Origin of the sequence: Sphingomonas sp. AX6 (assembly GCF_902506605.1) — a bacterium.
GTDB lineage: Bacteria > Pseudomonadota > Alphaproteobacteria > Sphingomonadales > Sphingomonadaceae > Sphingomonas.
The window spans coordinates 2,020,203-2,035,050 of record NZ_LR733979.1 but is presented as its reverse complement, the minus strand read 5'-3'; the positions used below and the strand labels follow the sequence as shown (position 1 = coordinate 2,035,050).

The 14,848-nt window shown below is 63.9% G+C and carries 13 protein-coding genes; 9 read left to right on the top strand and 4 right to left on the bottom strand.

All coding sequences use genetic code 11. The annotated features are described in order from the left end of the window. Positions 1-25 precede the first annotated feature (25 nt). The 9 genes from ENHY17A_RS09830 (at position 26) to ENHY17A_RS09790 (ending at position 7,965) form a co-directional block, all read left to right on the top strand. Positions 26-496 carry an A24 family peptidase gene (locus tag ENHY17A_RS09830; protein ID WP_159712305.1) on the top strand — a complete coding sequence of 157 codons (471 nt, stop codon included), beginning with the start codon at positions 26-28 and terminating at the stop codon, positions 494-496. 48 nt (positions 497-544) lie between these two features. Then, positions 545-1,576: a Flp pilus assembly protein CpaB gene (gene cpaB, locus ENHY17A_RS09825; RefSeq protein ID WP_159712303.1), complete on the top strand. Its 1,032-nt coding sequence runs from the start codon at positions 545-547 to the stop codon at positions 1,574-1,576. A gap of 1 nt (position 1,577) precedes the next feature. Then, on the top strand, positions 1,578-3,194 hold the full coding sequence (locus ENHY17A_RS09820) for a type II and III secretion system protein family protein (protein WP_159712301.1): 1,617 nt from the start codon (positions 1,578-1,580) through the stop codon (positions 3,192-3,194). Between the two features lie 17 nt (positions 3,195-3,211). Beyond that, positions 3,212-3,853: a CpaD family pilus assembly protein gene (locus ENHY17A_RS09815; protein WP_328799135.1), complete on the top strand. Its 642-nt coding sequence runs from the start codon at positions 3,212-3,214 to the stop codon at positions 3,851-3,853. Between the two features lies 1 nt (position 3,854). Beyond that, positions 3,855-5,153 (top strand): nucleotide-binding protein, encoded by a 1,299-nt coding sequence (locus ENHY17A_RS09810; protein WP_159712297.1) that lies wholly within the window; start codon positions 3,855-3,857, stop codon positions 5,151-5,153. Between the two features lie 82 nt (positions 5,154-5,235). Continuing rightward, positions 5,236-6,216 carry a type II secretion system F family protein gene (locus ENHY17A_RS09805; protein WP_159712295.1) on the top strand — a complete coding sequence of 327 codons (981 nt, stop codon included), beginning with the start codon at positions 5,236-5,238 and terminating at the stop codon, positions 6,214-6,216. A 15-nt stretch (positions 6,217-6,231) separates the two neighbouring features. Beyond that, positions 6,232-7,218: a type II secretion system F family protein gene (locus tag ENHY17A_RS09800; RefSeq protein WP_159712293.1), complete on the top strand. Its 987-nt coding sequence runs from the start codon at positions 6,232-6,234 to the stop codon at positions 7,216-7,218. Then, complete coding sequence (locus ENHY17A_RS09795; RefSeq protein WP_159712291.1) at positions 7,215-7,352, top strand: hypothetical protein; 138 nt, start codon at positions 7,215-7,217, stop codon at positions 7,350-7,352. Before ENHY17A_RS09800 ends, ENHY17A_RS09795 begins: the two co-directional genes overlap by 4 nt. A 28-nt stretch (positions 7,353-7,380) precedes the next feature. Further along, positions 7,381-7,965, top strand: coding sequence for a hypothetical protein (locus tag ENHY17A_RS09790; RefSeq protein ID WP_159712289.1), 585 nt, complete (start codon positions 7,381-7,383; stop codon positions 7,963-7,965). A 105-nt stretch (positions 7,966-8,070) separates the two neighbouring features. Here the strand turns inward: ENHY17A_RS09790 and ppdK are convergent, their stop codons facing one another. The 4 genes from ppdK to ENHY17A_RS09770 form a co-directional block, all read right to left on the bottom strand. Continuing rightward, the gene (gene ppdK / locus ENHY17A_RS09785; RefSeq protein WP_159712287.1) at positions 8,071-10,740 is read right to left on the bottom strand and encodes a pyruvate, phosphate dikinase; all 2,670 of its coding nucleotides are present in this window, start codon (positions 10,738-10,740) and stop codon (positions 8,071-8,073) included. Positions 10,741-11,048: 308 nt separating this feature from the next. Then, positions 11,049-13,508, bottom strand: coding sequence for a glycine--tRNA ligase subunit beta (glyS, locus tag ENHY17A_RS09780; protein ID WP_159712285.1), 2,460 nt, complete (start codon positions 13,506-13,508; stop codon positions 11,049-11,051). Further along, positions 13,508-14,014, bottom strand: a complete 507-nt coding sequence (locus ENHY17A_RS09775; protein WP_159712283.1) for an endonuclease domain-containing protein — start codon at positions 14,012-14,014, stop codon at positions 13,508-13,510. The genes glyS and ENHY17A_RS09775 overlap by 1 nt, the downstream gene beginning before the upstream one ends. Then, positions 13,981-14,847, bottom strand: a complete 867-nt coding sequence (locus ENHY17A_RS09770) for a glycine--tRNA ligase subunit alpha (protein ID WP_159714433.1) — start codon at positions 14,845-14,847, stop codon at positions 13,981-13,983. The genes ENHY17A_RS09775 and ENHY17A_RS09770 overlap by 34 nt, the downstream gene beginning before the upstream one ends. Position 14,848 lies beyond the last annotated feature (1 nt).

The window sequence follows — 14,848 nt, the reverse complement described above, 5'->3', positions numbered from 1 at the left end:
CCACGCCGTCTAGGCTTAACGCGTCATGGGGGATGTTTTCACAACCGTTTTGCTGGTCGCGCTCGGCCTGTTGCTGGTTTCCGCCGGTATCGAGGACGCGCACAAGCGCGAGATCGCGAACTGGAAGAATGCCGCCATCGCGGGCCTCGCCCCGTTGTGGTGGATCGCGAACGGGCTGAGCCCCTGGCCCGACATGGCGTTGCTACTGCTGTCGGGCGTGGTGGTCTTCGCGCTGTTCGCGCTCGCCTTTCATTTCGGAATGATGGGCGGCGGCGATGTGAAGATGCTCGGCGCGCTGGCGCTGTGGCTGCCGCTGCAACCGCTGGTCTGGCTGCTGATCCTGATGTCGCTGATCGGCGGGGTGCTGACCGTCATCATGATGATCGAGCATCGCTGGAAGAAATCGGAAAGCCCGCTTGAGATTCCGTACGGCGTCGCGATCGCGATCGCCGCAATTATCGTGTTTCACCAACCGAACCTTAACCATTTTGGGTGATGACCGGGGATTGAACCGAACCCGGCTTCAGAAAAGGCCAGAAGCGTCATGGATGGAAAAAAGATCATTTTGCTGGTGGGCGCGCTGATCGTCGCCGCCGTCACCGCGTTCATGGCGCGGAGCATGATCATGGGGGCCTCGGCTCCGGTGGCGGGTGCCAATGTCGCGGGCAGCAATGTCCCCGTCGATGGCCCGCAAGTGCTGGTCGCGACCAAAGCGTTGCCCGTGGGCACCATCCTGACCGCCGATTCGCTGCGGTTCCAGCCCTGGCCGAAAGAACTGGTCGAGGGCGCCTATTATCTGAAGGATGCGACCGACGTTCAGGCGATGGTCGGCACCGTGGTTCGCTTCGCGATCCCCGCCGGTCAGCCGATCACCCAAGGGGCGCTGGTGAAACCGGGCGACCGGGGCTTCCTGGCCGCCGCACTGGGTGCCGGTATGCGCGCAGTGACCGTACCGGTCTCGACCGAATCGTCCGTCGCGGGCTTCGTGTTTCCGGGCGATCGCATCGACCTGATCCTGACCCAGGAAGTCGCAGGCGGCGGCGATGGCCCGCCCCTGAAGGCATCCGAGACGATCCTGCGCAACCTGCGCGTGCTCGCCACCGATCAGCGGACCGACAAAAAGCTCGATGAAGCGGGCAATACCGAAGTCGTCACCTATTCAACCGTCACGATCGAAGCGACGCCGACGATCGCCGAACAGATCGCGGTTGCCCGCACGGTCGGTTCGCTGTCGCTGTCGCTGCGTTCGATCGCCGACAACGCCGGCGAACTCGAAGAGGCGATCGCATCGGGCGATGTCGAAGTCAGCGACGATCCGAATGCGGAACGTGCGATGTTGGCCGGTGTTTCCACCCGTCCGGTGGTCGGCGCGACCAGCGTATCCACCGGTGCCGACGTGTCGCGCTATCAACGCCGCACCGTGCCCGGCAAGCCCATTGAAACTGCCGCTCCGATGAACGGCGCACCGCAGACGACAAGCTATCCCGGGGGTGCCGCCCCCGTGGTTCAGGGACCGATGGTTCGGGTGGCACGTGGCAACACCGTCACCGACGTTCCGGTTGGGGGGAAGAATTGAAATGCGTATGAAGCATGAACTCCGCCGCGCGCTGGCCGCGACGGTCGCGACCGCGGTCGCGCTGTCGGTGCCGGGGATCGCACCGGCGCAGAACGCACCACGTGCGCGCGTCGGCGAACCGACAGGTGCCCAGCGCCCGACCACCGAACGACTATTGTCGGTAGGCGAAGGCGAACTGGTGACGCTGCCGGCGACCGTGACGAGTGTGTGGACCTCCAATCCGGAAGTCGCCGACGTTTATGTCGCCAACCCGCGCCAGATCCATCTGTTCGGCAAGGCATTCGGCGAAGCGACGATCTTTGCGACCAACGCCACGGGCACGGTCGTCTACTCGTCCAACATTCGCGTCAGCCAGAACCTGACCTCGATCGACAAGATGATGCGCGCGGCAATGCCGGAGGCGGACGTAAAGGTCGTGACGGTTGGCCAGCTCGCGGTGCTCAACGGCGTCGTCGCATCGCCCGAAGCCTCGGCAGAGGCCGAGCGCCTGGCGACCGCGCTGCTCAATCCCGGCGTCAACACGTCGGATCCCGCCGCATCCCTGAAAATGGCGGTGGTCAACCGGCTGCGCATCGCAACGCCGCTTCAGGTCAATCTGCATGTGCGGATCGCCGAGGTCAGCCGGACCTTCGTCAAGGATATCGGCGTCAACCTGACGACGCGCGACCGCACCGGCGGTTTCCAGTTCGGTCTGGCATCGGGACGTCAGGGGACGATCACGACGCGGCCCGGCACGCCGGGATCAACCGAAGTCGATGCTGCGGGTGCACGCCCCGGCGACACACTCTATTCGTTCCCCGGCGCAAAGGAGATCGGATCGACGATCGGCGGCTTTGGTCGGCTGTTCGGGCTCGACATTCTCGGATCGCTCGACGCGGGTGAAAGCCAAGGTCAAGTCTCGACGCTCGCCAATCCGACGCTGACCGCGCTTTCGGGTGAGACCGCGACGTTCCTCGCGGGTGGTGAAATCCCGATCCTGGTCAGTCAGGGTCTGGGCGCCGTGTCGGTCGAATACAAACAATATGGCGTCAGCCTGGCCTATACGCCGGTTGTCCTGGCGGATGGCCGCATCTCACTGCGCGTCCGCCCCGAAGTCTCGCAATTGTCGAGCGCAGGTGCCGTCACGCTGAACGACAACCAGATCCCGGCGCTGATTACCCGCCGTGCCGAAACGACCGTCGAACTGGGGTCGGGCGAAAGCCTGGTCATCGGTGGCCTGCTTCAGAACAACCACGACAATTCGATCAACAAGACACCGGGTCTGGGCGATGTGCCGATCCTGGGGTCGCTGTTCCGTTCCAACGGCTTTCGCCGTCAGGAAACCGAACTCGTGATCGTCGTCACCCCCTATCTGGTGCGTCCGGTCGATGCCAACAGCATCGTCCTGCCGACCGACGGCTATCTTGCGCCGACCGATCCGGGCCGCGTGTTCATGGGCCAGCTTCAGTCGGGCGACGGCATGGATCGTCCCAAGCCGAGCGTCGCGGCCCCCAATGCCGCACCCGGCATGACCGGCGCGGCATTGCCGCTGCCGTCGGGGCCGACTTTGCCGCCTGCGCGTCAGGAAGCCCGTGCCGTGCCGGGTCGCCCGGTCGCTACACCCGGCTTCAGCAATTAAGGGATCGAAGGGAATATATGATGACAAAGTTTCATCCGGTCCTGGCCATCGCAATGCCGCTGACCCTGCTGGCCGCCTGCGGCCCCGCCGATCCGCGCCGCGGGTTGGAAACCGTGCACCAGCCGGTGGTTCAGCGGACCGACTACACGATCGACCTTCAGACCGCTGGCGATCGTCTCGCCCCCGGTGAATCCAATCGCCTCGGCGGGTGGATGGAGGCGATGCGCGTCGCTTATGGCGACCGGATCAGCGTCGACGATCCGTCGCGCTATGCCGCAGGCGCACGTGACGATGTCGCCGCCGAAGCTGCCCGTTACGGGCTGTTGCTGGTCGACACCCCGCCGGTGACGACGGGCCAGGTCCAGCCGGGCACGGTCCGCGTGGTCCTGAGCCGTTCGAGCGCGGCGGTGCCGTCCTGCCCCGATTTTTCCGACGTTTACAAACCCAATTTCAATGGTGCGGCGGGTGCGAATTTCGGTTGCGCGCACAACTCCAATTTGGCCGCGATGATCGCCAATCCGGACGATCTGGTCCGCGGCCAGCCGGGGTCGGTCAGTGGTAGCGATCCAGGCACGTCGACCAAGGCGATCGGCACCTATCGCCGCGCGGCACCGACCGGCGCTGCAGGGCTGAAAAGCGAATCCACGGGGAGCAATTGATATGAACGCACCTTGGACCCCCGGCCGCGCCGCCACCACGCGAGAGCCGTTCGCCGCCTTCGTCTGCGACGAGGCGACCGCCGAAGCGCTGCGGCCGATCACGGTCGAAATGGGATGGGCACCCGAAAAGGTGAACAAGGGCGGGCTGCGCAATGCTGTGCAGACGCTGTCGGTATCCGCCAGCCCCAACATCCTGTTCGTCGATCTCTCGGAAAGCGGCGATCCGCTCAACGACATCAACGCGCTTGCCGAAGTGTGCGAGCCTGGAACGGTCGTGATCGCGGCGGGCCAGGTGAACGACGTGCGGCTGTACCGCGATCTTGTCGCCAGCGGCATTCAGGATTATCTGCTCAAACCGCTCAACCCCGACGTGATGCGCGAAGCCTTCACCAGCGCCCATGCGATGCTGAACGCGCCGAAAACGGTCGAGGCCGGCCCCGATCGCCCGCATTGCGCGGTTGCGGTCATTGGCGCGCGCGGCGGTGTCGGCGCATCGACGCTGGCGACTTCGCTGGCCTGGCTGTTGTCGGAAAAGAACGCGCGGGCAACCGCATTGCTCGATCTCGACGTGCATTTCGGCACGGGTGCGCTCGCCCTCGATCTGGAACCGGGCCGCGGGCTGACCGATGCGATCGAAAATCCCAGCCGTATCGACGGACTGTTCATCGAACGCGCGATGGTGCGGGCGTCCGAACGCCTGGCGGTGCTGTCGGCCGAAGCGCCGATCCATTCGCCGGTAGTCACCGACGGATCGGCCTTCTTCCAGCTTCAAGAGGAAATGCGCGGAGCGTTCGAATGCACCGTCATCGATCTGCCGCGCAATATGCTGGTCCAGCATCCGCACCTGGTCGCCGATGTGCAGACCGCCGTTTTGACGGTGGAATTCACGCTGGCGGCCGCGCGCGATGCGATCCGTATCCTGTCGTGGTTCAAATCGAACGCGCCGCAGACGCGCGTGATCGTCGTCGCCAACCGGGTCCAGCCCGCAGCGCAACTGGAGATCAGCCGCAAGGATTTCGAAGGCTCGATCGAACGCGCGGTGGACTATGTGATCCCCTACGACGCCAAGCTGACGGCTCAAGCCGCCAAGCTGGGCAAGCCGATCGCAGATGCGGGCAAGGGGTCGAAGACGGTCCTGCCGCTGATCGAACTGGCGACCGACATCGTCGAGGCGAACGATACCGCCACCGAGGATGCCGCGACGGGCAAGAAGCCGAAGGGCACCGCGACCGGCGGATCGCTGTTGGGTAAATTGTCCGGCCTGACCGCGAAATTCCCTGGCAAGACCGCCAAGAAATAACCGGTTCGCCGCGCCTTTGGGCGAGGGCGAGCCGCAACGGGCCAATCACCGGCTCCGTATGATGTAGGAAGGCAGGAACGGCGTGACATTGATGCCGATGATCATCTTGGCAGGCGGCGCATCGCTGATGCTGGTGCTCGTTCTGCTCGCCTTTTCGAGGCCGTCCGCTGCAAAGGCCAGTTCGCGACGGCTGGTCGATGTCCGCGTCCGCCATTCGGGGGCTGCAAGCACCGCGTCGATGGAAGCGCAGATCCGCAAGGTATCGGCCGGCCGCGCGACGCGCATGGATTTGGCTGCGACCCGGTTCCTGCCCAATCCCGCCCAGCTCAAGAAACGCCTGGCGATGACGGGCAAGGAAAACTGGACCGTCGGACGTTACGGGATTGCCACGGTCGGCATCTTTGCCTTCGTGGCCATATTCATGATGATTCAGGGAATGCCGTTCCTGTTCGCGGTGCTGTTCGGGCTCTTCATGGGCGCAGGCGTACCGCACAAGGTCGTCAGCTTTATGATCAAGCGGCGCGTCGGCAAGTTCACCTCGAAATTTCCAGATGCGATCGAACTCCTCGTCCGCGGCCTGCGATCGGGTCTTCCGATCACCGAGACGATGAGCGTCGTCGGAGCCGAAGTCGACGGACCGGTCGGTGAGGAGTTCCGTTCGGTGTCCGACAAGATGAAGATCGGCAAGACGCTAGACCAGGCATTGCAGGAAACCGCCGAGCGCCTGGGTACGCCCGAATTCCAGTTCTTCGTCATCACAATCGCGATCCAGCGCGAAACCGGCGGCAACCTGGCAGAGACGCTGGCGAACCTTGCGGACGTGCTGCGCAAGCGCGGTCAGATGAAGCTCAAAATTCGCGCGATGTCGTCCGAATCCAAGGCATCGGCCTATATCGTCGGAGCGCTGCCGTTCATCGTCTTCGGCATGATCTGGATGATCAACCAGCCCTATATGGCCAAATTCTTCACCGACGAACGACTGATGGTCGCAGGGATCGGCGGGATAATCTGGATGTCGCTGGGTGCCTTCATCATGGCCAAAATGGTCAGCTTCGAGATTTAAGGGGGTATCGAAACCATGCAAACCGCCCCCACCATCCTCGGCTTCGACGTCATCTGGGTCGGCACGGTCCTGTCGGGCATCGCCGCAATGGCAGTGATGTTCGCCATCTATGCCGCGCTCAGCGTGCGCGATCCGATGGCCAAGCGCGTCAAGGCGCTCAACGATCGCCGCGAGCAGTTGAAGGCGGGCATCACCGCATCGACCAGCAAACGGCGCGCGAAGCTGGTTCAAAAGCACGCCACCGCCGACCGCATCCGCGGAATGTTGTCGTCGATGAAGGTGCTTCAGGACGAGCAGGTAAAGGCGGCACAGGTCAAGCTGATGCAGGCCGGTATCCGGCAAAAGGAATGGGCACCCGCAGTCATCTTCGGTCGCCTGGTCCTGCCGATCGTGATCGGCCTGCCGATTCTGTATTGGGTGTACGGCACCGACAGTTTCGCGCATTGGGGTCCGCTCAAGAAATACGGGGCGGTCGCAGCCGGGTTCATCTTCTCCTACAAAGCGCCCGATATCTGGTTGAAGAACAAGATCAGCAAGCGCAGCGACGCGATCCGCAAGGGCTTGCCCGACGCACTCGATCTGCTCGTCATCTGCGCCGAGGCCGGTCTGACCGTCGACGCGGCATTCCACCGCGTGGCGAAGGAACTGGGTCGCGCCTATCCCGAACTGGGCGAGGAATTTTCGCTGACCGCGATCGAACTGGGCTTCCTGACCGATCGTCGCCAAGCCTTCGAAAACCTTGCGACCCGGATCGACCTGGATGCGGTGAAGGGCGTGGTGACCACGATGATCCAGACCGAAAAATACGGTACTCCCCTGGCGTCGGCGTTGCGCGTGCTGTCGGCGGAATTCCGCAACGACCGCATGATGCGTGCGGAGGAAAAGGCCGCGCGTTTGCCCGCGATCATGACCATCCCGCTGATCTGCTTCATCCTGCCGGTGCTGTTCATCGTCATCCTGGGTCCGGCAGCCTGCGACATCAGCGACTCGCTGATCAAATGAGCGCGCATCGTCTCATCGCGGTGCCGCTGGTATCCGCTTCGACCGAACGGCGGGTGCGTGTGGCGATGCTGCAATTGCAGGTCGCCGCCACGCTTCGACCGATCACGGAACGCGAGGCGCATATCGGTCGTTGAACTCCCGTAACCTTCGGGAGGAAATCACATGTTGTTCGAAACGCCGACGCAGTTCGCGGTCCTGGCGCTCGCGCTGATCGCGGGCTGGTTCTTCGGGCTTGCCAGCCATCCAGGCGGCAAGAAGTGGAAGCAGAAATATCGCGACGAACAGGCCACGCACGCCGCCGTCATGAAAGAACGCGAAGGCGTGTTCGCCGAACGCGATGCGCGCGTGAAGGAGCTGGAGGCGGAGAATGCCCGGCTGACCCGCGAACTGGATCGCAGCAGGCCGCACGGCACCGCGACGACCGCGGCAGTGGCGGGTGCGACCGGAGTTGCGGCGGGAACGGCGGCGACGGGTACGCGTAGCGGCGGCGGTATCCGAGGCTTTTTCGGCTGGGACCGCGATAATCTCTCCCGCATCAACGGCGTCGATGAGGCGACCGAAAAGGCGCTGGTCGCCGATGGCTTCAAGAGCTTCGAACAGATCGCATCGTTGAGCGACGCCGAAGCGCACGCGCTTGAGGACAAATTAGGCTTCGGACGCGACCGGATCGACCAGCAGCAATGGCGCGAACAGGCGCGGTTGATGATGGAAAACCACGACCGCGACCACGGGATCGCGCGGGCTTAAGGGTCGCCCAAAAATCCGTCATGCCAGCGCAAGCTGGCATATCAGGCCGTATCGCACGACGCCTGATGCCCCAGCTTTCGCTGGGGTGACGGTATTGGGGGCAGCTTACCCGTTGCGCGCCTTCAACGCCGCCTGCGCCGCCGCCAAGCGCGCGATCGGCACGCGGTACGGCGACGCCGAAATGTAATCCAATCCTACGCTTTCGCAGAAGTCGATCGACGACGGGTCGCCGCCATGTTCGCCACAGATGCCCAGCTTGATGTCGGGCCGGGTCGCCCGACCACGTTCGGCGGCGATCGAGATCAGCTCGCCGACGCCCTCGACGTCGATCGAGACGAACGGGTCGCGGTCGTAAATGCCCTTTTCGACATATATTTGCAGGAAGCGCGCGGCGTCGTCGCGGCTGACGCCAAGCGCGGTCTGGGTGAGGTCGTTGGTGCCGAAGGAGAAGAATTCCGCCGCCTCGGCAATGTCCCCTGCCCTGAGCGCCGCGCGCGGCAGTTCGATCATCGTGCCGACCAGATATTCGATGGTGCGGCCCTTCTCGGCGAAAACGTCCTTAGCGGCCTTGTCGACAACCGCCTTCATCAGTTCGAGTTCGCGCTTGGTCGCGACCAGCGGGATCATGACTTCGGGGATCGGCGCTTCGCCCGATGACGCCGCGACATCGCACGCCGCCTCGAAAATCGCGCGTGCCTGCATCTCGTAGATTTCGGGATAGGTGACACCCAACCGACACCCGCGATGGCCGAGCATCGGGTTGAATTCATGGAGTTCGGCAGCCCGGCGCTTGAGCGTTTCGACCTCGACACTGGTCGCTTTCGCGACTTCGGCGAATTCCGCGTCCTCATGCGGCAGGAATTCGTGCAGCGGCGGATCGAGCAGGCGGATCGTGCAGGGCAGGCCCGCCATCACCTCGAAAATCTCGGTAAAGTCCTTGCGCTGTTCGGGCAGCAATTTGTCGAGTGCAGCGCGGCGACCGGCTTCGTCCTCTGCCAGAATCATCTGGCGGACCGAGGTGATCCGCGCGCTGTCGAAGAACATGTGCTCGGTGCGGCAGAGGCCAATCCCCTCCGCGCCGAATTCACGCGCGGTGCGGCAGTCATTGGGCGTTTCCGCATTGGTGCGGACGCGCAGGCGGCGGACCTTGTCGGCCCATTCCATCAGCACGCCGAAATCGCCCGCAAGTTCGGGCTGCACGGTGGGCACAGCGCCGACCATGACTTCGCCGGTGGAGCCATCGATGGTGACGATGTCGCCTGCGCGCACCTCGCGTTGCCCCACGCGCATCACGCCTTCGGCCGCCTTGATCGACAGCGTGCCCGCCCCCGAGACGCAGGGGCGGCCCATGCCGCGCGCGACGACCGCCGCGTGGCTGGTCATGCCGCCGCGCGCGGTCAGGATGCCCTTGGCCGCGTGCATGCCGTGAATGTCTTCGGGGCTGGTTTCGACGCGAACGAGGATCACGTCCTCGCCGTTCGCCGCCGCCTTCTCCGCCGCATCGGCATCGAACACCACCTTGCCGGACGCTGCGCCGGGCGATGCGGGAAGCCCCTTGGTCAGCACGTCGCGGGTCGCCGACGGGTCGAGCGTCGGGTGGAGCAACTGGTCAAGCGCGGCGGCATCGACGCGAGCAACCGCTTCCTCCTCGGAGATCAGCCCTTCGTTTGCCATATCGACCGCCATCTTGAGCGCGGCCTTGGCGGTGCGCTTGCCGCTCCGCGTCTGGAGCATCCACAATTTGCCGCGCTCGACGGTGAACTCGATGTCCTGCATGTCGCGGTAATGCGTCTCGAGCGTGTCGAAGACCTTGGCGAGCTCGCCATAGACCTCGGGCATCGCCTCTTCCATCGACAACGGCTTGGCCCCTGCCGCTTCGCGCGCCGCCTTGGTCAGATATTGCGGGGTGCGGATGCCCGCGACCACGTCTTCGCCTTGCGCGTTGATCAGGAATTCGCCGTAATAGGCGCGGTCGCCCTTCGACGGATCGCGGGTAAAAGCAACGCCGGTGGCCGATGTATCGCCCATATTGCCGAACACCATCGCCTGGATATTGACCGCGGTGCCCCAATGGCCGGGAATCGAATTCAGGCGGCGATAGACTTTGGCGCGTTCGGACTGCCACGATCCGAAGACGGCAGCCGTCGCGCCCCAGAGCTGATCATGGACATCCTGCGGAAAGGGCTTTCCCCACATCTCGTCCACCAGCGCCTTGTATTCGGCGACCAGCGCCTGAAGGTCGGTAGCGCTGAGTTCGGTGTCGAGGTGAAAGCCGCGATCTTCCTTGGCGACCTCCAACGCTTCCTCGAACCGATCATGGTCGAGGCCGAGCACGACGTCCGAATACATCTGGATGAAGCGGCGATAGCTGTCCCAGGCGAAGCGATCGTCGCCCGATTTCGCCGCGAGCCCCGCAACGGTATCGTCGTTGAGGCCGAGGTTGAGGACGGTGTCCATCATGCCGGGCATCGAGACGCGCGCGCCGCTCCGCACGGAGACGAGTAGCGGGTCGGACGGGTCACCGAATTTCTTGCCCGTGATCCCCTCGATATGGGCGATGCCGTTGGCGACTTCGGCGCGGACGCTGTCGGGAAAGGTTTCGCCTTCCTCGTAATAGCGGGTGCACATCTCGGTCGAGATGGTGAAGCCGGGGGGCACCGGCAAGCCGATCGATGCCATGCCGTCGAGGTTCGCGCCCTTGCCGCCGAGCAGGTTCTTGTCGCCCTTCCCGCCGTCCGACACGTCGCCGCCGAACCGGTACACATATTGAGTCATTGCAACCCCTTCCCTCACGCGGCGCGCGGCACCGGCCTTTGCGATGCGCCCTACCGCAGGTGCGAACGGGGGGAAAGGGGTGTGGGGGTTTGGCCTGTGCCAGTTTTGCTTCGTGCGAGATCGGGCGGAAGGTTAGTCGAAAGTTGGTCTAGTGGGGCCGATTTCCGGTTGGCCCTGTCCATTCCATATCCCTCCCCGTTCGTTTCGAGCGAAGTCGAGAAACGTGTGTTGGGTGCTGGCCCAAGTGTTTCTCGACTTCGCTCGAAACAAACGGGTGTGGGGGCTTGGAGCAAACGAGGACGAGCCCCCTATCCGTCGATCTTCGAGAAATCCGCAACCCGATGCACCGCTGCGCGCATCCGGGCGAGGAGCGCGAGGCGCGCTTCGCGCTTGGTCGCGTCGGGGTCGTTGACCGTCACCTTGTCAAAGAACGCATCGATCGGCGCACGCAGGCTGGCGAGTGCCGCCATCGCACCTTCGAAATCCTCCGCTTCGATCGCTGCCGCGGCCTTGGGCTCGGCAGCGTCGAGTGCGGCGATGAGGGCAGCTTCCTCGGTTTCGGGCGTATAGGGAAGGGGTTTCTGTGCGGAGCCGCTCACCCCACCCACATCGTCACCCCGGACCTGTTCCGGGGTCCACTGTGCCTCCGGGGTTTGCGCGTGCGGGTCGGTGGACCCCCGCACTTCGGCCGGGGTGACGGTGGGTGTGTAGCCTTCCTTCTTCAAAATATTCGCCGCGCGCTTGTACCCGGCGAGCAGGTTCGCGCCGTCGGGGGTGCCGACAAAGGCCTGCAACGCATGAACACGCGCGAGCAGGCGGACGAGATCGTCCTCGCCCCCCAAAGCGAACACCGCGTCGATCAGGTCGTGCCGAACGCCCGCTTCGCGTTGCTGGACTTTGAGACGGTCGGCGAAGAAGTTAAGCGAAAGGTTGATCGTTGAAACAGCCGCACTCATCCGTTCCGGCAAGGACTGGATGGATGATTCAATTTTCTCAGCACCGCTCGCTAAATTCTTGGCGAGGTTATTAATTGCTAGCGGCAGCAACGATGCCTGCGTCGCTATCCGACGCATCGCTGGCAACGTCGCTTCAACAATTCCATTTTCGATAATGGTTTGCGCGTCCGTATTGCTCAACTCAAGTCGGTGCGCGAGAACCGGAACCAGATTTAGCCGGATACCATTAGAAAGAATAATCCGGCCAACCCCTAGAGCGGCTCGACGCAAGGCAAACGGGTCTTTTGAGCCCGTTGGCAGTTCTCCGATTGAGAAAAAGCTCGCAATCGTATCCAGCTTGTCCGCCAGCGACACCGCGACCGTCACCGGTGCGGTGGGCACATCATCGCCCTGACCGACCGGCTTGTAATGGTCGCGGACCGCTTCCCACACTTCGCGGGGTTCCCCTTGCGCCGCGGCGTAATAGCCGCCCATCAGGCCCTGGAGTTCGGGGAATTCGCCGACCATGCCGGTGACGAGATCGGCCTTTGCCAGACGCGCGGCGCGTTCGGCCATAGTGGCGAGTTGGGCTTTACTGAGCCCCTCCCCTTCAGGGGAGGGGTTGGGGTGGGGCTTATCCTCAAGCGATGACGTTGGTGGAGAGGCCCCACCCCCGCCCCCTCCCCTGAAGGGGAGGGGCTTGATGATTTCTTCCTCGACCAGCCACCTTGCCAGCTTCGCAACGCGTTCGACCTTGTCATGAACGGTGCCGAGTTTCTCGTGGAAGACGATCTTCTTCAACTTCTCGACCTGATCTTCGAGGCTGGTCTTCAGATCGGTGTCGTAGAAGAAGCGCGCATCGCTCAGCCGTGCGGCAAGCACCTTGCGGTTGCCCTCGACGATCCGGTCGCCGCCATCCTCGGCATCGATATTCGCGACGCAGATGAAGGCGTTGGCGAGCGTTCCTGCCGCGTCGTTGCAGACGAAATATTTCTGGTTCACCCGCGCGGTAAGCTGGATCACCTCGGGCGGGACGCTGAGAAATTCCGCGTCGAAGCGGCCCAGCAGCGGCACCGGCCATTCGGTCAGCCCCGCATTTTCGTTGAGCAGCCCGTCGTCCTCGATCAGCGACAGCCCCGCCCCCTGTGCGGCCATCTTGGCCCCGAGCGCGATGATCCCGCGCCGCTCGCCCTGATCGACGATGACGTGGCAGGCGCGCAGCTTTTCGACATAGTCGTGCGCGCCGCCGATGGTGATCGCGCCCGGATGGTGGAAGCGGTGGCCGACCGTGGCATAGCCGCTGGTCACGCCCGCGATTTCGCAGGGCACCAGCTCTTCGCCGAAGATCGCGACGATGCCCTGCAACGGGCGCACCCAGCGCGGGCTTTCGGGGGTGAGCGACGGAGCGCCCCAACGCATCGATTTGGGCCATGGAAAGCCGCGAACGATCGCGGGGATCGCGGACGCCAACACATCGGCGGTCGCGCGACCGGGCTTGTCGATGACCGCGAACAGGGTCGCGCGGCCCTTTACCTCGCGGGTCTCAAGCGCGTCGCGAGTCAGGCCCGCCTTGCGCAGGAAGCCGTCGATCGCGGCATCGGGGGCGTCGGCGGGCGGGCCTTTGAGTTCTTCGCTGACGGCTTGCGTGGCGGTCGGGAGTCCCTTCGCGATCAACGCGAGGCGGCGCGGGGTCGCATAGGTGACGATGCCTTCGGCCTTGAGGCCCGCCGCTGCGATCTGTTCGACGAACAGCCGTTCGAGATCGGCGCGCGCCTTGTCCTGCATCCGCGCGGGGATTTCTTCGGAGCGTAGTTCGAGGAGGAAGTCGGTCATCAAAAATCCTCCCCGTTTACGGGGAGGGGGACCGCGCCGAAGGCGGGGTGGAGGGGGCTCGCCGCACTCGACACGATTGCGTCTGCCACGGCATCGATATCCAGAAGCACGTCCACAGCCGAAATCCGCAAAACCCGGTATCCTGATTGTTCTAGAGACGCGTTACGAACCGCATCTCGCTGTGGGCGATCGCCCATATCGTGCGCCACGCCGTCGACCTCGATCACCAGTCGCGCTGCCGCGCAGTAGAAATCGGCGCGGTAAGCACCGATAGGATGTTGCTTGCGGAAGCGGATGCCATTCGGCGCGCCTTTCAGGCGTTGCCAGAGCAGGGCTTCGGGAATGCTGAGTTCGCGACGCGCGCGGCGGGCTTCGTAGATTTCGGGGCGGCGGAGTGAGGGCGAACCCCCTCCACCCCCGCGCGTTGCGCGGCGGTCCCCCTCCCCGTCCCGGGGAGGATTTTGTAGCGCGATCACGCCGTCCACCCGGGAAACGCGGCCTGCCATTTTGGGGTCTGCGTTTCGATCCATTTCTCGCAAGACGCCTTCGCCAGATCGCGGACGCGGCCGATATAGGCCTGGCGTTCGGCAACGGAGATCACGCCGCGGGCCTGGAGCAGGTTGAAGACGTGGCTTGCCTCGATCGCTTGCTCATACGCCGCCAGGGGCACGTCATTGGCGAGGCTGTTCTCGCACTCGGCGGCAGCCTTTTTGAACTGATCGAACAGCGTGTCGGTGTCGGCGACCTCGAAATTCCATTTCGACATCTGCCGTTCGTTCTCGAGGAACACGTCACCGTAAGACACGCCGGCGTCGTTGAACGCCAGGTCGTACACGCTGTCGACATTCTGGATGTACATGGCGAGGCGCTCGAGCCCGTAGGTCAGTTCGCCCGCAACGGGTTTGCAGTCGAAGCCGCCCATCTGCTGGAAATAGGTGAACTGGGTGACTTCCATCCCGTCGCACCACACTTCCCAGCCAAGGCCCCAAGCGCCAAGCGTCGGCGATTCCCAATCGTCCTCGACAAAGCGGATGTCGTGGACGGTCGTGTCGATGCCGATCGCGCTCAGCGACCCCAGATAGAGTTCCTGCAGGTCCGGCGGGCTCGGCTTCAATATCACCTGATACTGGTAATAATGCTGGAGCCGGTTCGGGTTCTCACCGTAACGGCCATCGGTCGGACGACGACAGGGCTGGACGAACGCCGCGTTCCAGGGCTCCGGCCCCAGTGCGCGAAGCGTGGTCGCGGGGTGGAAAGTACCCGCGCCCATCCTCATGTCATAAGGCTGGAGGATCACGCAGCCCCGCTCGCTCCAATAATCATGGAGCGTCAGGATCATG

Coding starts and splice junctions, on each gene's coding strand:
- ENHY17A_RS09790 (WP_159712289.1), top strand. CDS start 7,381: ATGTTGTTCGAAACGCCGACGCAGTTCGCGGTCCTGGCGCTCGCGCTG.
- ENHY17A_RS09810 (WP_159712297.1), top strand. CDS start 3,855: ATGAACGCACCTTGGACCCCCGGCCGCGCCGCCACCACGCGAGAGCCG.
- ENHY17A_RS09830 (WP_159712305.1), top strand. CDS start 26: ATGGGGGATGTTTTCACAACCGTTTTGCTGGTCGCGCTCGGCCTGTTG.
- cpaB (WP_159712303.1), top strand. CDS start 545: ATGGATGGAAAAAAGATCATTTTGCTGGTGGGCGCGCTGATCGTCGCC.
- ENHY17A_RS09775 (WP_159712283.1), bottom strand. CDS start 14,014: ATGGCAGGCCGCGTTTCCCGGGTGGACGGCGTGATCGCGCTACAAAAT.
- ENHY17A_RS09795 (WP_159712291.1), top strand. CDS start 7,215: ATGAGCGCGCATCGTCTCATCGCGGTGCCGCTGGTATCCGCTTCGACC.
- ENHY17A_RS09770 (WP_159714433.1), bottom strand. CDS start 14,847: ATGATCCTGACGCTCCATGATTATTGGAGCGAGCGGGGCTGCGTGATC.
- ENHY17A_RS09820 (WP_159712301.1), top strand. CDS start 1,578: ATGCGTATGAAGCATGAACTCCGCCGCGCGCTGGCCGCGACGGTCGCG.
- glyS (WP_159712285.1), bottom strand. CDS start 13,508: ATGACCGACTTCCTCCTCGAACTACGCTCCGAAGAAATCCCCGCGCGG.
- ppdK (WP_159712287.1), bottom strand. CDS start 10,740: ATGACTCAATATGTGTACCGGTTCGGCGGCGACGTGTCGGACGGCGGG.
- ENHY17A_RS09800 (WP_159712293.1), top strand. CDS start 6,232: ATGCAAACCGCCCCCACCATCCTCGGCTTCGACGTCATCTGGGTCGGC.
- ENHY17A_RS09815 (WP_328799135.1), top strand. CDS start 3,212: ATGATGACAAAGTTTCATCCGGTCCTGGCCATCGCAATGCCGCTGACC.